This window comes from Rhizobium sp. CCGE 510 (genome assembly GCF_000292525.1).
Lineage (GTDB): Bacteria > Pseudomonadota > Alphaproteobacteria > Rhizobiales > Rhizobiaceae > Rhizobium.
This window is the reverse complement of the sequence record NZ_AEYF01000018.1, coordinates 230,355-247,903: the sequence shown is the minus strand read 5'-3', so window position 1 is coordinate 247,903 and position 17,549 is coordinate 230,355. Positions and strand designations below refer to the sequence as shown.

Annotated in this window: 16 protein-coding genes; 8 read left to right on the top strand and 8 right to left on the bottom strand. The window is 61.5% G+C overall.

What is annotated here, in order from left to right; translation table 11 throughout:
• The first annotated feature begins 42 nt into the window (after nt 1-42).
• On the top strand, nt 43-1,953 hold the full coding sequence (locus RCCGE510_RS09680; protein WP_007629433.1) for a murein L,D-transpeptidase: 1,911 nt from the start codon (nt 43-45) through the stop codon (nt 1,951-1,953).
• Nucleotides 1,954-2,288: 335 nt separating this feature from the next.
• On the opposite strand, the gene RCCGE510_RS09675 is transcribed toward RCCGE510_RS09680, so the two are convergent.
• Together RCCGE510_RS09675 and RCCGE510_RS35955 are read right to left on the bottom strand one after the other, a co-directional pair.
• Nucleotides 2,289-2,999: an HAD family hydrolase gene (locus tag RCCGE510_RS09675; RefSeq protein WP_007629431.1), complete on the bottom strand. Its 711-nt coding sequence runs from the start codon at nt 2,997-2,999 to the stop codon at nt 2,289-2,291.
• 142 nt (nt 3,000-3,141) lie between these two features.
• Nucleotides 3,142-3,267, bottom strand: a complete 126-nt coding sequence (locus RCCGE510_RS35955; protein WP_276310630.1) for a hypothetical protein — start codon at nt 3,265-3,267, stop codon at nt 3,142-3,144.
• Between the two features lie 24 nt (nt 3,268-3,291).
• Between RCCGE510_RS35955 and rpiA the strand changes: the two genes are divergently transcribed.
• The 3 genes from rpiA to RCCGE510_RS09655 all read left to right on the top strand — a co-directional run bounded on the left by rpiA (nt 3,292) and on the right by RCCGE510_RS09655 (nt 4,954).
• A complete protein-coding gene (gene rpiA, locus RCCGE510_RS09665) occupies nt 3,292-3,990 on the top strand; it encodes a ribose-5-phosphate isomerase RpiA (RefSeq protein ID WP_007629427.1) in 699 nt (232 codons plus the stop codon).
• Nucleotides 3,991-4,005: 15 nt separating this feature from the next.
• Complete coding sequence (locus RCCGE510_RS09660) at nt 4,006-4,575, top strand: DUF2059 domain-containing protein (RefSeq protein WP_007629426.1); 570 nt, start codon at nt 4,006-4,008, stop codon at nt 4,573-4,575.
• Nucleotides 4,576-4,669: 94 nt separating this feature from the next.
• Nucleotides 4,670-4,954, top strand: coding sequence for an acylphosphatase (locus RCCGE510_RS09655; RefSeq protein WP_007629425.1), 285 nt, complete (start codon nt 4,670-4,672; stop codon nt 4,952-4,954).
• Nucleotides 4,955-5,054: 100 nt separating this feature from the next.
• Here RCCGE510_RS09655 and RCCGE510_RS09650 read toward each other — a convergent pair whose 3' ends face one another.
• Nucleotides 5,055-5,267 carry a hypothetical protein gene (locus tag RCCGE510_RS09650; RefSeq protein WP_037078254.1) on the bottom strand — a complete coding sequence of 71 codons (213 nt, stop codon included), beginning with the start codon at nt 5,265-5,267 and terminating at the stop codon, nt 5,055-5,057.
• Nucleotides 5,268-5,519: 252 nt separating this feature from the next.
• On the opposite strand from RCCGE510_RS09650, the gene gor reads away from it, so the two are divergent.
• Nucleotides 5,520-6,905, top strand: coding sequence for a glutathione-disulfide reductase (gene gor, locus RCCGE510_RS09645; RefSeq protein WP_007629423.1), 1,386 nt, complete (start codon nt 5,520-5,522; stop codon nt 6,903-6,905).
• Between the two features lie 12 nt (nt 6,906-6,917).
• On the opposite strand, the gene RCCGE510_RS09640 is transcribed toward gor, so the two are convergent.
• Nucleotides 6,918-8,207, bottom strand: coding sequence for a vWA domain-containing protein (locus RCCGE510_RS09640; RefSeq protein ID WP_007629421.1), 1,290 nt, complete (start codon nt 8,205-8,207; stop codon nt 6,918-6,920).
• A gap of 254 nt (nt 8,208-8,461) precedes the next feature.
• Here RCCGE510_RS09640 and RCCGE510_RS09635 point away from each other — a divergent pair, with 254 nt between their 5' ends.
• Complete coding sequence (locus RCCGE510_RS09635) at nt 8,462-9,835, top strand: 3-deoxy-7-phosphoheptulonate synthase class II (protein ID WP_007629419.1); 1,374 nt, start codon at nt 8,462-8,464, stop codon at nt 9,833-9,835.
• 320 nt (nt 9,836-10,155) lie between these two features.
• Here the strand turns inward: RCCGE510_RS09635 and RCCGE510_RS09630 are convergent, their stop codons facing one another.
• The 3 genes from RCCGE510_RS09630 to RCCGE510_RS09620 form a co-directional block, all read right to left on the bottom strand.
• Nucleotides 10,156-11,988 (bottom strand): ABC transporter ATP-binding protein, encoded by a 1,833-nt coding sequence (locus RCCGE510_RS09630; RefSeq protein ID WP_007629417.1) that lies wholly within the window; start codon nt 11,986-11,988, stop codon nt 10,156-10,158.
• 211 nt (nt 11,989-12,199) lie between these two features.
• On the bottom strand, nt 12,200-13,936 hold the full coding sequence (locus RCCGE510_RS09625; RefSeq protein ID WP_007629416.1) for a pilus assembly protein TadG-related protein: 1,737 nt from the start codon (nt 13,934-13,936) through the stop codon (nt 12,200-12,202).
• 1 nt (nt 13,937) lies between these two features.
• On the bottom strand, nt 13,938-14,360 hold the full coding sequence (locus RCCGE510_RS09620; RefSeq protein ID WP_007629415.1) for a TadE/TadG family type IV pilus assembly protein: 423 nt from the start codon (nt 14,358-14,360) through the stop codon (nt 13,938-13,940).
• A gap of 363 nt (nt 14,361-14,723) precedes the next feature.
• Here RCCGE510_RS09620 and RCCGE510_RS09615 point away from each other — a divergent pair, with 363 nt between their 5' ends.
• The gene (locus RCCGE510_RS09615) at nt 14,724-15,122 is read left to right on the top strand and encodes a GFA family protein (protein WP_007629414.1); all 399 of its coding nucleotides are present in this window, start codon (nt 14,724-14,726) and stop codon (nt 15,120-15,122) included.
• Here the strand turns inward: RCCGE510_RS09615 and RCCGE510_RS09610 are convergent.
• Nucleotides 15,119-15,649, bottom strand: a complete 531-nt coding sequence (locus RCCGE510_RS09610) for a DUF1003 domain-containing protein (protein ID WP_007629413.1) — start codon at nt 15,647-15,649, stop codon at nt 15,119-15,121. The genes RCCGE510_RS09615 and RCCGE510_RS09610 overlap by 4 nt on opposite strands.
• Before the next feature lie 192 nt (nt 15,650-15,841).
• Here RCCGE510_RS09610 and RCCGE510_RS09605 point away from each other — a divergent pair, with 192 nt between their 5' ends.
• Nucleotides 15,842-17,521: an NAD+ synthase gene (locus RCCGE510_RS09605; protein WP_007629412.1), complete on the top strand. Its 1,680-nt coding sequence runs from the start codon at nt 15,842-15,844 to the stop codon at nt 17,519-17,521.
• The last annotated feature ends 28 nt before the right edge of the window (nt 17,522-17,549 follow it).

Sequence of the window (17,549 nt, the reverse complement as noted above, 5' to 3'; positions counted from 1 at the left end):
CGCTCGTGACAAGAACAGCATGACACCGGGACTGGAAGATATATGACGTTCGTTTTGAAAAGCGCGGCATCCGCATTGGCAATTTCCTGCGGCGTGGCGGTTATGAGTGCCGCACCCGCGCATGCTTATACATTGATGGAGATGCTGCGCGGCGATAGGCAGCGGAGCCAGAGCACCATCTTCATGGATCAGGCGCCCGGCCGTCCGGTACCGCGTGGCGCCGTCGGCGGCTCGCTCGGCGGGCTTGATCCGGAAGCGCCGCTGCCAAAGGTGAGCGGTCCGCGTTACTACACCTATAAAACTGAAACGCTGCAGTTCGTCGATACCGGCAAGTTTGCCGATCCTATCGTCACTGGCGCGGTCGCCGATGTTTCGGCGAGCGGCGATGCCAGCGCCGAACCCGCTGTGCAACGCCGCTTCCTGGCGCAGGCCAAGGTGCGGGCCAACGCCGACGTCGCAAAGGCGCTCGAAGCCTATTACGGCGACAGCCGCAACCCGCTCGTCTGGGTCGATGGCAACCAGATCAGCGATCGCGCCAAGTCTACCATGCTGGTGCTTGCCGATGCGGCCTCCGTCGGCCTCGACCCGGCAGATTACGCCGTCCAGACGCCTGATATCGACCCGGCCAATCCCGATCCCGCCTTCCGCGATAGGGCGCTGACGCAATTCGAGCTCGAACTCTCCGCCAAGGTGCTGGCCTTCGTGCAGGACACCGTTCGCGGCCGTATCGATCCGAACAAGATCTCCGGCTATCACGACTTCCAGCGCAAGGTGGTCAATCTGGGGCCGGTGCTGAAGCTTGCCCGCATGAGCCCCGATGTCGGCGCCTACATCGCCAACCGCTCGCCCGATGGTCCGCAGTTCCAGGCGTTGAAGGCGGAACTCGCCAAGCTTCGCGCCGCCGACGGCGGCAATGAGGAGCGAATCGTCGTTTCGCTCGATAAGCTGTTGAAGCCCGGCGAAAGCTCGCCCGAGATCGCCAATATCGTCAAGGCGATCGGCAAGCACGGTTCCGAAACGCTGAGGACCGATCACGCGGCAACGCTTGCTGCTTATGCAGGCAGCGGCGACTATTCGCCTGAGATCGTCTCGCTGGTCGAGGACTTCCAGAAGGAGCGCGGTCTGAAGGCCGACGGCGTCATCGGCCAGGCGACAGTGCGCGCCATGACCGGCGGCGATAGCAATGCCTCGAAGATCGACAAGCTCGTCGTTGCCATGGAGCAGGCGCGCTGGCTGCCGGAGGATCTCGGTTCCCGCTACGTGATGATCAACCAGCCGGCCTTCATGGTCTACTACCACAATGGCGGCAAGGAACAGCTGTCGATGCGCGTCGTCGTGGGCGGCAAAAACAACCAGACCTATTTCTTCGACGACGAGATCGAGACCGTGGAGTTCAACCCTTTCTGGGGCGTGCCGCAGTCGATCATCATCAACGAGATGTTGCCGAAGCTGCGCTCGGATCCGAACTATCTCGACCAGCTCGGTTATGAGGTTGAGGTGAACGGCCACGCGGTCGCTTCGTCGAGCGTCGACTGGTACGGCTCGACCGATAACGTCTCTGTCCGCCAGCCGCCGAGCAGTGACAATGCGCTCGGCGAACTGAAGATCCTGTTCCCGAACAGCCATGCGATCTACATGCACGACACGCCATCGAAGAGCTTCTTCAAGCGCGACATGCGGGCGCTGAGCCACGGTTGCGTGCGCCTTGCCGATCCGCGCGCAATGGCGGCTGCCGTGCTCGGAACGACGGTCGACGACGTTGCCAAGCAGATCGCCACCGGGCAGAACCATGCGGTGAAGGTCCCGCAGAGGATTCCGGTTTACGTCTCCTATTTCACAGCCTGGCCGAACAAGGACGGCGTGGTGGAATATTTCGACGACGTTTATGGCCGCGACGGTTATGTCGACAAGGCCTTTGACGCGACGAGCAAGGCGCGGGGCGCGCAGATCTGACGTGAGGTTTATTGGATTATGGAGCGGGCGGTCTTTGGGCCGCCCGTTTTGTTTTTGGATAAGATTCCGACGTCTTCGTTCGGAGCTTAGTCCCAGCTAGGAAATACGAGGCAGAGGGCGTGCCGGGCCGGCCCCCCCTCTGCCCTGCCGGGCATCTCCCCCACAGGTGGGGAGATCACAAGTGGCTAAGCCTTCCGGCGTCTAACGTTTCGTCGTGCTGTAACGCCAGTTATTGGGCGAGTCAGCCCGCCCAGCCGATCTCCCCACCTGTGGGGGAGATGCCCGGCAGGGCAGAGGGGGGCTCACACGGTAGGCCGGCAAAGGAGGTGACGGCCTCAAACAGCGACCTTCGCCGCAAACTCCCGCAACAGCCTCTCCACCAGTTCCGGCGTCAGCTCATCGTAATGGGTGATGATCATATCCGGATCGAGCCTCGAGACCGGCACATCGGAATAACCGAAGGGCACGGCAATCGACGGGACGCCGGCATTCCTGGCGACGGCGATGTCGTTGATGCTGTCGCCGATCATCACGCTGCGGGCCCGGTCGCCGCCGGCGCGTTCGATGGTACCAGTGAGGTGGCGGGCGTCGGGCTTGCGCACGGCGAAGGTGTCGCCGCCGGTGATGGCGTCGAAATAGCCGGTGAGTTCAAGCTTGTCGAGCAGGCCGAGCGCCAAGTCTTCCATCTTGTTGGTGCAGACGGCGAGGCGGTATCCCTGAGATTTGAGCCGGTCCATCGCGGCGACCAGGCCGGGATAGGGCTCGGTGCGGCCGGGCATGTTGCCGGCGTAGTGGTCGACGAAACGCTCGACCAGGAGCGGCAAGGCATCGCTTTCGAGCGGATGGCCGCGCAGCCGGCAGGCGCGTTCGATCATCACGCGGGCGCCGTGGCCGACGAGATGGGTGAGGTCGTCATAGCTGACCGGTTCGAGGCTAAGGGCCGCAATCGTATGGTTCAGGCTCTCGACCAGATCTGTATGGGTGTCGAGAAGGGTGCCGTCGAGATCGAAGACGACGAGCGCCGGGCGGACGGAGGAGGGGATCAAGGGCTTGCCTCTTTAAGCGATGGGTCGTCCTTTGAGGTGACGAACCGCCTCCGGGAACGATAGATCGTCTCCGGAATGACGGATCGTCCCGGGGGACGATGGATCGCCCCTGAGGACGATGGATCGCCTCTGAGGTAGGCGATCAGGCAGCGGAAAGCAACGTCGGGATGCTGGCCGGGAAGGCCGCAGGCATTTGTTTCGGCTTTTCATTTTCCGTGATGATTTTGACTTTCGTTTGCCAGGCGAGCCGTGTAAACAGCACATCCAACGCAATAATCGGAGCTGGCGGCGCATGGATGCCCGCGAAATGAAGATCAAGGCCGCCGCGGCCGCACTCGCCCATGTCGAAAGCGGGATGCGTCTCGGCATCGGCACCGGCAGTACGGCGGAAGAATTCGTTCGTCTGCTGGCGGAGAAGGTCGCGGGCGGCTTCAGGGTCGAAGGCGTTCCGACGTCTGAACGGACGGCGCGGCTTTGCGTCGAACTCGGCGTACCACTGAAGTCTCTCGATGAACTGCCGGCACTCGATCTGACGATCGATGGGGCTGACGAGGTCGATGCAGCGCTCCGGCTGATCAAGGGCGGCGGCGGCGCGCTGCTGCGCGAAAAGATCGTCGCGGCCGCCTCCGAACGAATGATCGTCATTGCCGACGAGACCAAGCTGGTCGACATGCTCGGCGCCTACGCGCTGCCAATCGAGGTCAATCCGTTCGGGCTGGTCTCGACACGGATCGCGATCGAAAAGGTCGCGGCCCGGCTCGGCCTTTCCGGCGAACTCAGCCTGCGCCAATCCGGTGACGGAGAGTTTACCACGGATGGCGGTCATCACATTATCGATGCATCTTTTGGCCGCATTCCTGATGCAGAGGCGCTTTCGAGCGAGCTGAATTCCATACCCGGCGTCGTCGAACACGGGCTCTTTATCAATATGGCGGCACTTGCGATCATTGCCGGTCCTGCGGGTGCGCGCACGCTGCAGGCAAACAGATAACAGGAGCATACACTCATGATGAACATTGCAGGTCTTGGCCGTTTTGCCGCTGCGACCGTCGTTCTTTCCGGGCTTGCCTTCGGCTCCGCCGTCAAGGCGCAGGAGGTTTCCGAGGAGCAGCTGAAGGCGTCTCGCGCCGCGATCGACGCCATCGGCGCCACTGCCCAGTTCGACAACATCCTGCCCGGCCTTGCCGAGCGCCTGAAGGCCGGCCTGATCCAGGATTCGCCGAACTACCAGGACATCATTTCGTCGACGGTCGACGCGCAGGCGTTGGCGCTGGCGGCTCGCCGCGGCGATCTGGAGAAGGAGGCGGCACTTACCTATGCCAAGACCTTCACCGCCGCGGAACTCAAGGCGATCGCCGACTTCTATAATTCCGACGTCGGCAAGAAGCTGCTGCGCGACGGCCCGGTCGCCTCGCGCGAGACGGCGAAGGCTGCCGACATCTGGGCGCAGGGCATTTCCCGCGACCTGGAAAAGCAGAGCAATGCCGAGCTTTCCAAGGTCATCAAAGCGCCGCCGCCGGCAACCGAGAGCCCGGTCGCTCCGGCTGCCGCTCCCGCTCCGGCTACCCAGCAGTAAGGCCTGCACATTAAATTGCGAAAGCCCGGCATCGTCCGGGCTTTTTCGTTATGATGTGGCAAATGCCGCCGGCGAGCTTCAGGTGACTACAGATATGCCCGATCGTTACAACGCTGTCCGAGTGCGGATATCAGGCAAGGTCCAGGGTGTCGGCTTTCGCATGTGGACGCGCGATGAGGCTTTGCGGCTCGGTTTGACGGGCTGGGTTCGCAATGAAAGGGACGGGGCCGTCGTCGCTTTGATCGCAGGACCCGATACCGCCATCTCGACAATGATCGAACGTTTCAGCCGCGGGCCTGCGGGGTCGTCGGTTGCGGGCGTCGAGACGGAAGCAGCCCAGCTTGAGAAAATGCCGACGGATTTCGGCATCACCCGCTGACAGCAGCAATCACTATGCATCGAACATGCGGCGGGGCTAGCTCTTTGCTTTTATGCATGACGTTCCCATGGGACCGCTGCACAATTCCGGATGACCTGCATCAGGCGTTCGGGTTCTTTGCAAGTTGCCACACACCATCCTCATCCGGCTCCACGCGCTTGTTGCCGCGATAGAAGATCGGCAGTCTCGTCTTCTTGTCGATCGAGAAGCGGCTCGGCGTGTATTTTTCGTCCTCGTGACCGTCAGTCGCGAGGCCGAGCGCTTCCTTGAATTTGCCAGCCTTGCACAGATTGGCGAAGAGAGTTTGATCCATCTTTTGCTCCGGCATCGTTTTCCGTCCCCGGATTGCCCTGCCAGCCCCGATTGACCGGGTCAACCCCAAACCGCGACCGGTGAACTGCAGAGGGGCGACCCGGGGGCAACTGCAGAGGGTCGACCGGGGTCAACCATTTGCGATGAAGATTTGACGATCTGAACGAGATGAAGCAAGAGCGGGCTTTTGTTTTCAGGGCGATCGCCCCTATATCAGCAACATCCTTCCTGCGATTCCCTTCCGGAGCTCCTCATGTCTTCCTACGACTACGACCTCTTCGTCATCGGCGGCGGTTCCGGAGGCGTGCGTGGTGCGCGCGTCGCCGCCTCGCTCGGCAAAAAGGTGGCGATCGCCGAGGAGTACCGTTATGGCGGCACATGCGTCATCCGCGGTTGCGTGCCGAAGAAGCTCTTCGTCTATGCCTCGCAGTTCCACGAGCATTTCGAGGATGCGGCGGGTTTCGGCTGGACGGTCGGCGAAAGCAGCTTTGACTGGAAGAAGCTGGTCGCCGCCAAGGATGCCGAGATCGCCCGGCTGGAAGGCCTCTATAAGAAGGGGCTCGCCGGCGCCAATGCCGAGATCCTCGAAACGCGCGCCGAACTGGTCGATGCTCATACGGTGCGGCTGATGAAGACGGGTCAAACGGTGACGGCAAAGACGATCGTGATCGCCACCGGCGGACGGCCGAACCCGCATGCAGCCCTTCCCGGCCATGAATTGTGCATTTCCTCCAACGAGGCCTTTCATCTCGAAGAGCTGCCGAAATCGATCGTGATTGCAGGCGGCGGCTATATCGCCGTCGAGTTCGCCAATATCTTCCATGGTCTCGGCGTCGAGACGACGCTGATCTATCGCGGCGCCGAGATTCTGTCGCGCTTCGATGCAGATCTGAGGCGCGGGCTGCACGAGGCGATGGTCGCCAAGGGTATCCGCATCCTCTGCCATGACACGCTGCAGAAGGTTTCGAAGGCCGAGGGCGGGCTCATTCTGGAAACGCTGAACAGCGGCACGCTGCAGGCCAGCGTTGTCATGCTGGCGCTTGGGCGCGACCCGAACACCGAAGGTCTCGGCCTCGAGGCTGCTGGCGTCGCTGTCGATGAGCGTGGCGCCGTTATCGTCGACGATTATTCCCGCACCAATGTCGAAAACATCTACGCGCTCGGCGATGTCACCGACCGGGTACAGCTGACCCCGGTGGCGATCCACGAGGCGATGTGCTTCATCGAGACCGAATATAAGAACAATCCGACCCGGCCGGATTACGAGCTGATCCCGACCGCCGTCTTCTCGCAGCCGGAGATCGGCACCGTCGGGCTGTCGGAAGAGGAGGCGGGCAAGCGTTACGGCGAGCTCGAAGTCTACCGCGCCCAGTTCCGGCCGCTGAAGGCGACGCTGTCCGGCCGGGGCGAGCGGATGATCATGAAGCTGATCGTCGATGCTGCGAGCCGCAAGGTGGTAGGCGCCCATATCCTTGGCCACGATGCCGGCGAGATGGCACAGCTGCTCGGCATCACGCTCAAGGCCGGCTGCACCAAGGACGATTTCGACCGGACGATGGCGCTGCATCCGACGGCGGCCGAGGAGCTTGTCACCATGTACGCGCCAAGCTATCGGATCCAAGACGGCAAAAGAATTTAAGCAGCGACGTCCTCAGCTGGTGATGCGCGGCGCGCGGATGACCTTGAGGAAGAGCGCCTTCATCGCATCGGCGATACCGTCGGTCGGCGTCACCTCGAAATAGAGGCCGGGCGAGGCGCATGCCTGCATTTTCGTCGGGATTTCGCTCTGGAAGGGCTTAATCCACGTATTGTACCAGTTGTTTTTCGGCAGCGGCAGATAAGTGGTGTAGAGCACCGCGATCCTGATGCCCTTATCCTTCAACGGCTGGCAGAAAGAAGTGTCGATCGGCTCCTGGCAGCGGTCGCCGGTCAGTTTCTTGGTGCAACCTCTCGGTTTTGCACTGTCGCCGACGCCGTCCGAGACGAAGAACAGGATCTTCTGCGGCGTGGTAGCGGTGCTGCCGTCGCCGGGGGTGGTGATGATGGTTTTCATCTGCGTCAGCGCGCTGTCGAAGCTCGTCTGCTGGTCGTTGTTATAACCCTGATACGGGATGGTCATCAGGTCGACGGCGTCGGTGTAGCTGCGCACCTTGTCGAGATCTGTCGTCGGGTCGGATATGGTGGTCAGATTGGCATCCTCGGCCTTGGTGCCGAAGGTATAGACGCCCATGCGGAACTGATTGTCGGAAACACGTGTGGACTTCGCGGTCAGCGTCAACTCCTTGGTCGCCTGGCGCACGACATCGATGCGCATGCTGACACCGAGCCTTTTGGCGAGATTGTAGTAATTGTTGTTGTTCTGGGTTTCGTGGCACGCGAAAGCGCAGGTATCGCTGGTGTTCTTCTCCATCGTCGCGACATCGGTCGCGGTGGCGCCGACGCCCATCGAAGGAGTGTTGTCGAGCAGGATGTAGAAATCCATGAAGGAGGCGGTCAGATATTCGGCCGTCGCCGTGCCCGAGATCGTGATCGAATCCTTCCCCAGAACACGCATAAAGGTCGTAGGCACGGTCGCGCTGAAAGACACTTGCGAGTTCAATTTGTTAGCGGCTTTGGTGACGTCGATGCCGAGATCGACCTGAACGTCGGCCAGTTCCCCGGACATCTGAGACATGAAGATGCTGCGGGCATCGGTCTTGCCGAGCGAGATTGTGCCGTTGCCGCTCATCGTCATCGCGGCTGCCACCGCGCCGGATTTCTCGGCAATCGAACCGACGGCGGCGGCATCGGCTGCCGCGTAAAGCTGCGTCCTCAGACTGAGCGCGTGGGCAAAATCCACCGCCAGGCCCGCGGTGCCGAGGAGCGGCACCATCAGCAACGCCGTCATGATGCCGAAATTGCCCGAACGATCCGATATGAAGCCGAGCGGAAGGATCGCCATGCCATGTCCCCAATGTTGAAACCATCTGCGGTTTTACATTGGAAGTCTAAAATATCGGGAAATTGACATGGTATATGCTGGTTTAACGATGGAATGGTGGGTTTTTACCACCTATATGCGAGCTTCCACTTACGGCGACGGCGCGACACCGAGCTTCGGGTGATTGGCCTTTGCAAGCCCGATCTAAAGGGCTATAAGCCGCCGCAATCAAGGATACGGGCATCCTGGCGACGGGTGCGAGTGAGGTGAGTGAGATGGCAGAAAATTGGACCCCGAGCAGCTGGCGGCAAAAACCGATCCTGCAGGTTCCCGAATATCCCGACGCAGCCGCTTTGGCGGCAACGGAAGCCACGCTCGCCAGCTATCCGCCGCTCGTCTTCGCCGGTGAGGCGCGCCGCCTGAAGAAGCATCTCGCCAATGTCGCCGAAGGCAACGGTTTCCTGCTGCAGGGCGGCGATTGCGCCGAGAGCTTTGCCGAACACGGCGCTGACAATATTCGCGACTTTTTCCGCGCTTTCCTGCAGATGGCGGTCGTGCTGACTTTCGGCGCGCAGTTGCCGGTCGTCAAGGTCGGCCGCATCGCCGGCCAGTTCGCCAAACCGCGTTCATCGAATGTCGAGAAGCAGGGCGATGTCACTCTGCCGGCCTATCGCGGCGACATCATCAACGGCATCGAGTTCACCGAGGAGTCGCGCATTCCGAACCCGGAGCGCCAGGCCATGGCTTACCGGCAGTCGGCCGCGACGCTGAACCTTCTGCGCGCCTTCGCGATGGGCGGTTACGCCAACCTCGAAAACGTCCATCAGTGGATGCTCGGCTTCGTCAAGGACAGCCCGCAGGGCGAGCGCTACCGCAAACTTGCCGACCGTATCAGCGAAACCATGGATTTCATGACGGCGATCGGCATCACTTCGGAAAACCAGCCTGCGTTGCGCGAGACCGATTTCTTCACCAGCCATGAGGCGCTGCTGCTCGGCTACGAGGAAGCGTTGACCCGTGTCGATTCCACCTCGGGCGACTGGTACGCCACATCGGGCCACATGATCTGGATCGGCGACCGCACGCGCCAGGTCGACCATGCGCATGTCGAATATTGCCGCGGCATCAAGAACCCGATCGGTCTGAAATGCGGCCCGTCGCTGCAGGCCGACGATCTGCTGCAACTGATCGACATCCTGAACCCGGCCAACGAAGCCGGGCGCCTGACGCTGATCTGCCGCTTCGGCCACGAGAAGGTCGCCGAGAACCTGCCGCGCCTTATTCGCGCCGTCGAGCGTGAAGGCCGCAAGGTCGTCTGGTCCTGCGACCCGATGCACGGCAATACGATCACGCTCAACAACTATAAGACCCGCCCCTTCGAGCGGATCCTGTCGGAAGTCGAAAGCTTCTTCCAGATCCATCGCGCCGAAGGCACGCATCCAGGCGGCATCCATATCGAGATGACCGGCAAGGACGTGACGGAATGCACTGGCGGCGCCCGCGCCGTTACCGCCGACGACCTGCAGGATCGCTACCACACGCATTGCGACCCGCGCCTCAATTCCGACCAGGCGCTGGAGCTTGCCTTCCTGCTTGCCGAACGCATGAAGGGCGGCCGCGACGAGAAGCGCATGGTCGTCAACGGCTGAGACTGGTTGATATGGATGAGAAGAGCCGGGCAGTTTGTTGGGCTTAATTCTCTACCTGGCATGACGCTTGGACTTCTGCGATGGCCGTCCGGCTGTACCGATAGTTGCCCCTCACCCTAACCCTCTCCCCGTAAAAAACGGGGAGAGGGGACGTGCCCTGCGAGAGCTTTGCGGGGACGGAGAGGTTGCGGCTTGGTCCCTTCGCCCCGCGAGCGGGGAGAAGGTGGCGGCAGCCGGATGAGGGGCTGGTTGCGCCCGACCTCTCGAGTCGGGCTGCTCTGTGACTTTTAAATCCCACTTGCGTCTCCACTGTCGAGCACTCAGATGCTGGCCTGGACGCTGTGCAGGCTGGCATAGACGCCGTCTTGCGCCATCAAGTCATCATGGGTGCCCTGTTCGACGATGCCATCTGATGTCAACACCAGGATGCGGTCGGCATGGCGGACGGTCGAGAGACGATGGGCGATGACCAGGGTGGTTCGGCCATTTGCAAGGCTGAGCAACGCCTGCTGCACCGCCCGTTCGCTCTCGTTGTCGAGCGCGCTGGTTGCTTCGTCGAAGATGAGGATCTCCGGATTTTTGAGGAAGGCCCGGGCGATGGTGATGCGCTGACGCTGGCCGCCCGAGAGCTTGACGCCGCGTTGGCCGATATCGGTGTCATAACCCTGGGGCAGGGCCATGATGAATTCGTGCGCATTGGCGGCGCGGGCGGCTGCTTCCAGCTCGGCATCGCCGGCATCGGGCCTGCCATAGCGCAGGTTTTCCGCCACGGTGCCGGCAAAAAGATAGACGTCCTGCTGCACCACCCCGACATGGCGCCGGAGCGAGGCCAGCGTCACGTCGCGGATATCGGTGCCGTCGATGCGGATCGCCCCGGCCTCGACATCGTAAAAGCGCGGTATGAGCGCACAAAGCGTGCTCTTGCCGACGCCGGACGGACCGACCAGGGCAACGAACTCGCCCGGTGCGATGGTGAGCGACAGCCGCTCCAGCACGCGCGGGCCATCGGCCTCGTAGCCGAAGGCGACGTCGGAGAAACTGATCTCGCCCCTTGGCGCCGGCATCGGAAGGGCGGCCGGCCGGTCGGTGATATCGGGCTCGGTCTCCAGGATCTCCATGGCCCTGATGAAGCCGGTATAGCCCTCCTGCCAGAGGCGCACGAAATTGGCGAGCCGCTGCACCGGATCGACCAGCACGGCAACGCAGAGCAGGAAGGTGAGCATATCCGGGACGGTCAATTCCGCTGCCAGGATACGCAAGCCGCCGACGACGATCACCAATATGGTGACGAGCTGGGCGAAGGTTTCGGTACCGACCGAAAACCACGCCTCGCTGCGGTAGCCGTCGGCACGGCTTTCAAGGAAGCGCCGGTTCTGCTCGGCGAAACGCTCGCGTTCCAGCGCCTCGTTGGCGAAGGACTGGACGACACGGATGCCGGCCAGCGCATCCTCGACGCGCTCGTTGACCGCGGCGATCTGGTGCTTGCTGGCTTCGAGCGCGCGGTTCATGCGCCGATTGAAATAGAGCGCATAGATCACTGCCACCGGGGTGAGCAGCAGGATGAGGCCTGCCAATGGCGGATCGATGTAGAACAGCACCAGCATGGCGCCGCCAAATTTCAGCAGGGCAATGGAGAGATCCTCGGGACCGTGGTGAAAGAGTTCGCCCAGCCAAAGAGAATCATTGGTGATGCGGCTCATCAGCTGGCCGGTGCGCTGGCGGTCGTAAAAGCTGAACGAAAGTTTCTGGCAGTGCTCGAAGAGTTCCTGCCGGACCGTCGCCTCGATGCGGGCGCCCATCACATGGCCGCGATAATCGACGAAGAAGATCGCGGCGATCTGGACCACCAGGACGGCCAGCATGACGCCGCCCATCCCGAGGATCTGAGCGAAGGCCTGCGGGGCGTCGGGCAGAGCCAGAAGCCGGCTGGTGACGACATTGGCGCAGAGCGGCAGGGCGAGCGCCGTGCCGGCGACGAGGATGGCGCACAGCAGATCGGCCAGCAGCAAAGGCAGGTGCGGGCGATAATAGGAGAGAAATTTTCGCATGCGCGACCAACGTCGGCCGCGGTCGGCGGGATCGATCAGGAAAAATTTCGGGAAGGCGTTATGGCGTCGCGAGCTTTTCCTCGCGCTGGGGAAGCGAATGTTCATGAGGCAGAATGTCCTTGTGGGCCATGTTTCCTTTCTGTTTGGACAGGGTCGCTCTCATGTCAGTCTCCCGGGAAGTGAATGAAATTGAACCTTGAGTATCGCCGACAATAGCCGTCGATTCAATGCCGCAATGGGAGGAGGCTGGCGGGTGTTGTCGGCGTGCAACAGGTTCAAGGTGGAATTTTAGGCCAAAAACGGGCGATACGCTTATTCATTGCACCAGAACCGATTGCTGGCAGCGCACATCGGTGACGCGCACGTCGGCTTCGCCGATCTTGATGCCAAGCAGCGTCAGAAGATTGGAAAGTAACTCGTCGAGCGGCTTGGTCAGCGCCGACAGCGTATCGGCAACGGCGCTCTGCACCACTGTCTTCGACAGGCCGATGCCGAGGCCGAGAATACTGACCTGGATATCTGTCTCCTTGACCAGCGATGCCATGGCCGAGGTCAGCGTATCCTTGGTCGAGACATTCTTGATGGTCTTTGCCGCGATATCGGCCGGCTGGAAGGTGAGCTTGCTTTTGCTGAGATTGGTGAGATTGACATGTGCCAGGCCGGAGACGTCGAGCAGCGGAGCGTCGATCAGCGTGGCACGGGTAACGCGCGGCGCGCTGCCGAAATTGACGAGAGCGTTGGGATCGACGTCGCCGAGCGACAGTTCCGCGACGCCGGGCATAACATCGACGCCGACGCTGGCGTTCCTTGCGCCGTTGCCGAGACAGGTGATGCTCGCAAGCCTGGCCTCGGCATGGGCGACTTCAAGATAGAGCGGTACGCGCACCTTCAGGCCGGCGATGGAATTGATGCCGAGCGTCGACACTTCCAGCGCCAGGCGCACCTGCGCCGTGCGGACGGTGGCGCCGACAGCGCCGATCCCATTTGAGGCGGCACCCTTCGGCATCTCGCCGATCGCAAGCGTCAGTTTGACCGTGGCAAGCCCGGGCACCGGGCCGTTGAGATTGGCGGAGACTTGCTTCTTCTGGTTCGCCGCAATGGCGGCGGCTGAAACGATATCCATCACGCTCGCCTCGGCCGAGAGTTTCGAGCCGCTGCCGACGACGCGCTCGCCGGTCGGGCCGAGGTCGAAGAGATCCTCCAGCCTGACCTTGATCTGTGACGTGCCGAGCGCCTTTTCGATCGCGTCGAGCGCCCTGGTGACGGTCGGCGTGAGACCGCCCGTCTTGCCGAGCGTTTTCAGCAGGCGAGGATAGGAGATGTCGGTCGCCAGCACCTCGTCATAGGTGCCGGCGGTGAGGTTGAGATCGGTCGCCAGCATGTCGAGGAAGGGGAGCAGCTTGATATCGGCTGATGTAAGCGCCTCATAATCAGCGACCTTCAGCGAGAGGTTGGTGCCGAGCAGGCTGCCGAGCAGCGTGTTCAGCACGCCGCCGTTCAGGCTTGCCAGTCGTGAGCCGATCGAGAAAGCCGCAAGCTTGGAGGCCGACGCAGTGCCGACCGCCCTGAGATTGGGAGCGGCAGCGAAGGCCGTGGCGAAGGTCAATTCCGCCTTCTGGGTGATGCCGACCTTGACGGCGTCATAGGGCTGGGTGCCGGCGGCAAAACGGCTGCCGAGCGGAACCGAGGCATCGGCGAGATAGGTGCCGGGGGTGAAATCGGCAATGGCGTCGAATTGCTCGAGATCGGCTGTCAGCGGCAGCGAACCGTTTTTCGTCGCATAACCCGCGTCGGTGCGGACGGCGATGTTGAGGCCGTTCTCGTCGAAATTGGCGACAAGGTTGCCGGCGGCGTGGTTGATGTCGGCGGCGGCGACGATGGCGCCGATATCGCTCAGCTGCTGCAGGCGGCGCTGCTGCAGCGTCATCATGCCGTAATCGACGCCGAGGCCGAGCGAATAAAGGATGAGCGGGGCCGAAAGTGCTGCCATGATGGCGATATTGCCTGATAGGTCGATGGCGAAGCGCTGGAGATGGGCCTTGACTATGCGCATCTTAAAGCCCCCCCATCCGGATGGTCGCAAATCGCCGGATCACATGGTCGGGCAGCGGAAAGGTGTAGAGGTTCCAGATCGGCAGGTTATTGGCGTCGTATTCCGCCGTTACGGTGAACTGGTTGGCGTTCCCGGGGTCGGTTTTGACGGTTACGTGCAGCTTGTTCCTGTCAATCAGCGGATGGTCGATGGTCGACTGGCTGATGAAATCATCGACCAATTGCGTTCGCTCCTGGCTGGTCATGCCGGCGACGGCAGTGCGCGCGGCATCCGCGGTCAATTGTTGCACCGCATGGGCAGCGCTCAGATAGATGCCGTAAGCGATCATCGTCAGGACCACCAAGAGGAAGAGAGGCGCGACGATGGCGAATTCGATTGCCGCGGCGCCGCGTTCGTTCGAAGGGAAACGTTGGAAAATGGCCATCCTTCACCTCGCAGCCTATCCGGCAGATTCGATCAACGGTTGAGAATGTAGATCAGCAAGTCTTAATTTTGGCTTATCTAATAAACGTAGAGAGTGTGTCTAACCTTGTTGAGATGTGCGGATTGGTAAGAAATATTGCCATTTTTGCCGGAAAATACCTTAAGATACAACCATTGATGGGTTCCGCCGCTGCATCGATGAATACACGCATGAGCGGAAGTCGATTCCCGTTCGGCATCAACGTCTCGAGGTGGCATGTGCAAGGCCGGGCGGCTTTCAAGATTGCTGATGGCTCATTCAGAAAACCGGATTTGACGCCGGACAAGATCGGCGGCAACCTGCCTTCAGGAACAGGGGATAATCATGACCGAACGGCATACCGGCGGCTGTCTTTGCGGCGCAGTGCGATTTTCAATTGGGACAAAACCCGGACCCGTCGTCGGCTGCCATTGCTCGCAATGCCGCCGGCAGACGGGGTTTTACTATGCGGCCGTCAACGTGCCGCGCTCGGCTCTTTCGGTGGAAGACACGGAAGCGGTCCGCTGGTACCGGTCGAGCGAACAGGCGCAGCGCGGCTTCTGCTCGACTTGCGGTTCCGCGCTGTTCTGGCAGGGCGACCAATCGCTGGAGATTTCGGTTTTGGCCGGGGCCTTCGACGAGCCGAGCGGCCTGGCCTTCGGCCATCACATCTATTGCGCCGACAAGGGCGATTTCTACGAGATATCGGATGGCCTGCCGCAATATGCGGTGAACCCCGTTTAGCCCTTGGCGGAAAGCTCGGCGGTGAGGCGGGCCACGTCCTCGCGCAGCGCCGTCAACTCGGTCAGCACGCGCATATCGATCTTCTGATGCAGGGAGAGCACTTCGAGTTCGGCCTTGAGATTGACTTCGTAATCCTTCGCGGCCTCGAAACGGTCGCGCTCGGCCTGGCGGTTCTGCGACATCATGATGATCGGCGCCTGGATGGCGGCGAGCATCGACAGGATCAGGTTCAGGAAGACGAAGGGATAGGGGTCGAAGGCGCCGCTCACCAGAATGATGGTGTTGATCACCGTCCAGGCGACGAGGAAAACGAAGAAGCCGATGATGAAGGACCAGGAACCGCCGATGCGCGCGATGCCGTCGGCGACACGCTCCCCGAACGAGGCCTCGGCGGAAAGAGCGGCGTTGACATCGGTCGAGATGACCTTGCGCTCGTGCGCCTTCGCCAGCACGCGTTTTTCGATATCGCCGAGTTCGTCGGCCGGCTTGTCGAAATGATGGTGCATGAAGTTCGAAAGATTAGACATGGCCTGTTTCCGGTGCCTGTTATCGACGCTGTTGATTTGCGCGCCAGTATTCCGGTCCGCCGGCAAATTGCAATGTGTATCGGTGCCGCGCGCAACCATGCGCGACCCGTTCATAAAAATTTCGTCATTGCCGGGCGCCGGTTTTGTCGCGGACATGTTGCGGTCGTGGAAGCCGCAGGCTAAATAAATGACATGACACAGGAAAACGCTCTTTCTGATATCTTCCGCATTGCCATCGGGCAGCTCAACCCAACGGTCGGCGATGTCGCCGGAAATCTCGCCAAGGCACGCGAAGCGCGCGGCGATGCGGCTCGCGAAGGCGCGCATCTGCTCGTTCTGACCGAACTTTTCATTTCCGGTTATCCACCTGAGGATCTGGTGCTGAAGCCGGCCTTCATCCGCGCCTGCTGGAAGGCCGTCGAGAGCTTGGCTGCCGATACCGCCGATGGCGGGCCAGGTGTCGTCATCGGTTTCCCCCGGCAGGACGAGACGGGGCGCTACAATTCCGTCGCCGTGCTCGACGGCGGCAAGGTGATTGCGGTGCGCGACAAGATCGATCTGCCGAACTATGGCGAATTCGACGAGAAGCGGGTCTTCGACCAGGGCTCTATGCCGGGTCCGGTGAATTTCCGCGGCGTGCGCATCGGCATTCCGATCTGCGAAGACATCTGGGGCGATCTTGGCGTCTGCGAGACGCTGGCCGAAAGCGGGGCCGAGATTCTACTGTCGCCGAACGGCTCGCCCTATTATCGCGGCAAGGTCGATATCCGCCAACAGGTGGTGCTGAAGCAGGTGATCGAGACCGGCCTGCCGCTGGTCTATGCCGCGCAGCTCGGCGGCCAGGACGAACTGGTGTTTGACGGTGCGAGCTTCGCTTTCAACGCCGACAAATCGCTCGCCTTCCAGATGAGCCAGTTCGAGACGGCGCTGGCGGTGACGACGTGGAAGCGCGGCGGGTCCGGCTGGCACTGCGCCGAAGGGCCGATGGCGCATATTCCCGAAGGCGAGGAAGCCGATTACCGCGCCTGCCTGCTCGGCTTTCGCGACTACGTCAACAAGAACGGCTTTAAGACGGTGGTGCTCGGCCTTTCCGGCGGCATCGACTCGGCGATCTGCACGGCAATCGCCGTCGATGCGCTGGGTGAGGAGCGGGTGCGCACCGTCATGCTGCCCTACCGCTACACATCGGACGATTCTTTGAAGGATGCGGCCGATTGCGCCAAGGCACTCGGCTGCCGCTACGATATCGTGCCGATCGAGCAACCGGTGACTGGCTTCAACACTGCGCTGTCCGATCTCTTCGCTGGAACGGGCAGCGGCATCACCGAGGAAAACCTGCAGAGCCGGGCGCGCGGCGTCATCCTGATGGCGATCTCCAACAAGTTCGGCTCAATGGTGGTGACGACTGGCAATAAGTCGGAAATGTCGGTCGGCTACGCCACACTCTACGGCGACATGAACGGCGGCTTCAATCCCATCAAGGACCTCTACAAGATGCAGGTCTATGCGCTGGCGCGCTGGCGCAACGAGAACGTGCCGCCGGGTGCGCTGGGGCCGTCAGGCGAGGTGATCCCGAAAAATATCATCGACAAGGCGCCCTCGGCCGAACTGCGTCCCGACCAGAAGGACCAGGATTCGCTGCCGCCTTATCCCGCCCTCGACGATATTCTCGAATGCCTGGTGGAGAAGGAAATGGCGGTCGAAGAGATTGTCGCGCGCGGCCATGACGTGGCGACCGTCCATCGCATCGAGCACCTGCTCTATCTCGCCGAATACAAGCGCCGGCAATCGGCGCCGGGCGTGAAGATCACCAAGAAGAATTTCGGGCGCGACCGGCGTTATCCCATCACCAACCGGTTCCGGGACCGCTAGCGCGATCGAGATTGTTGACGCTGTTGTT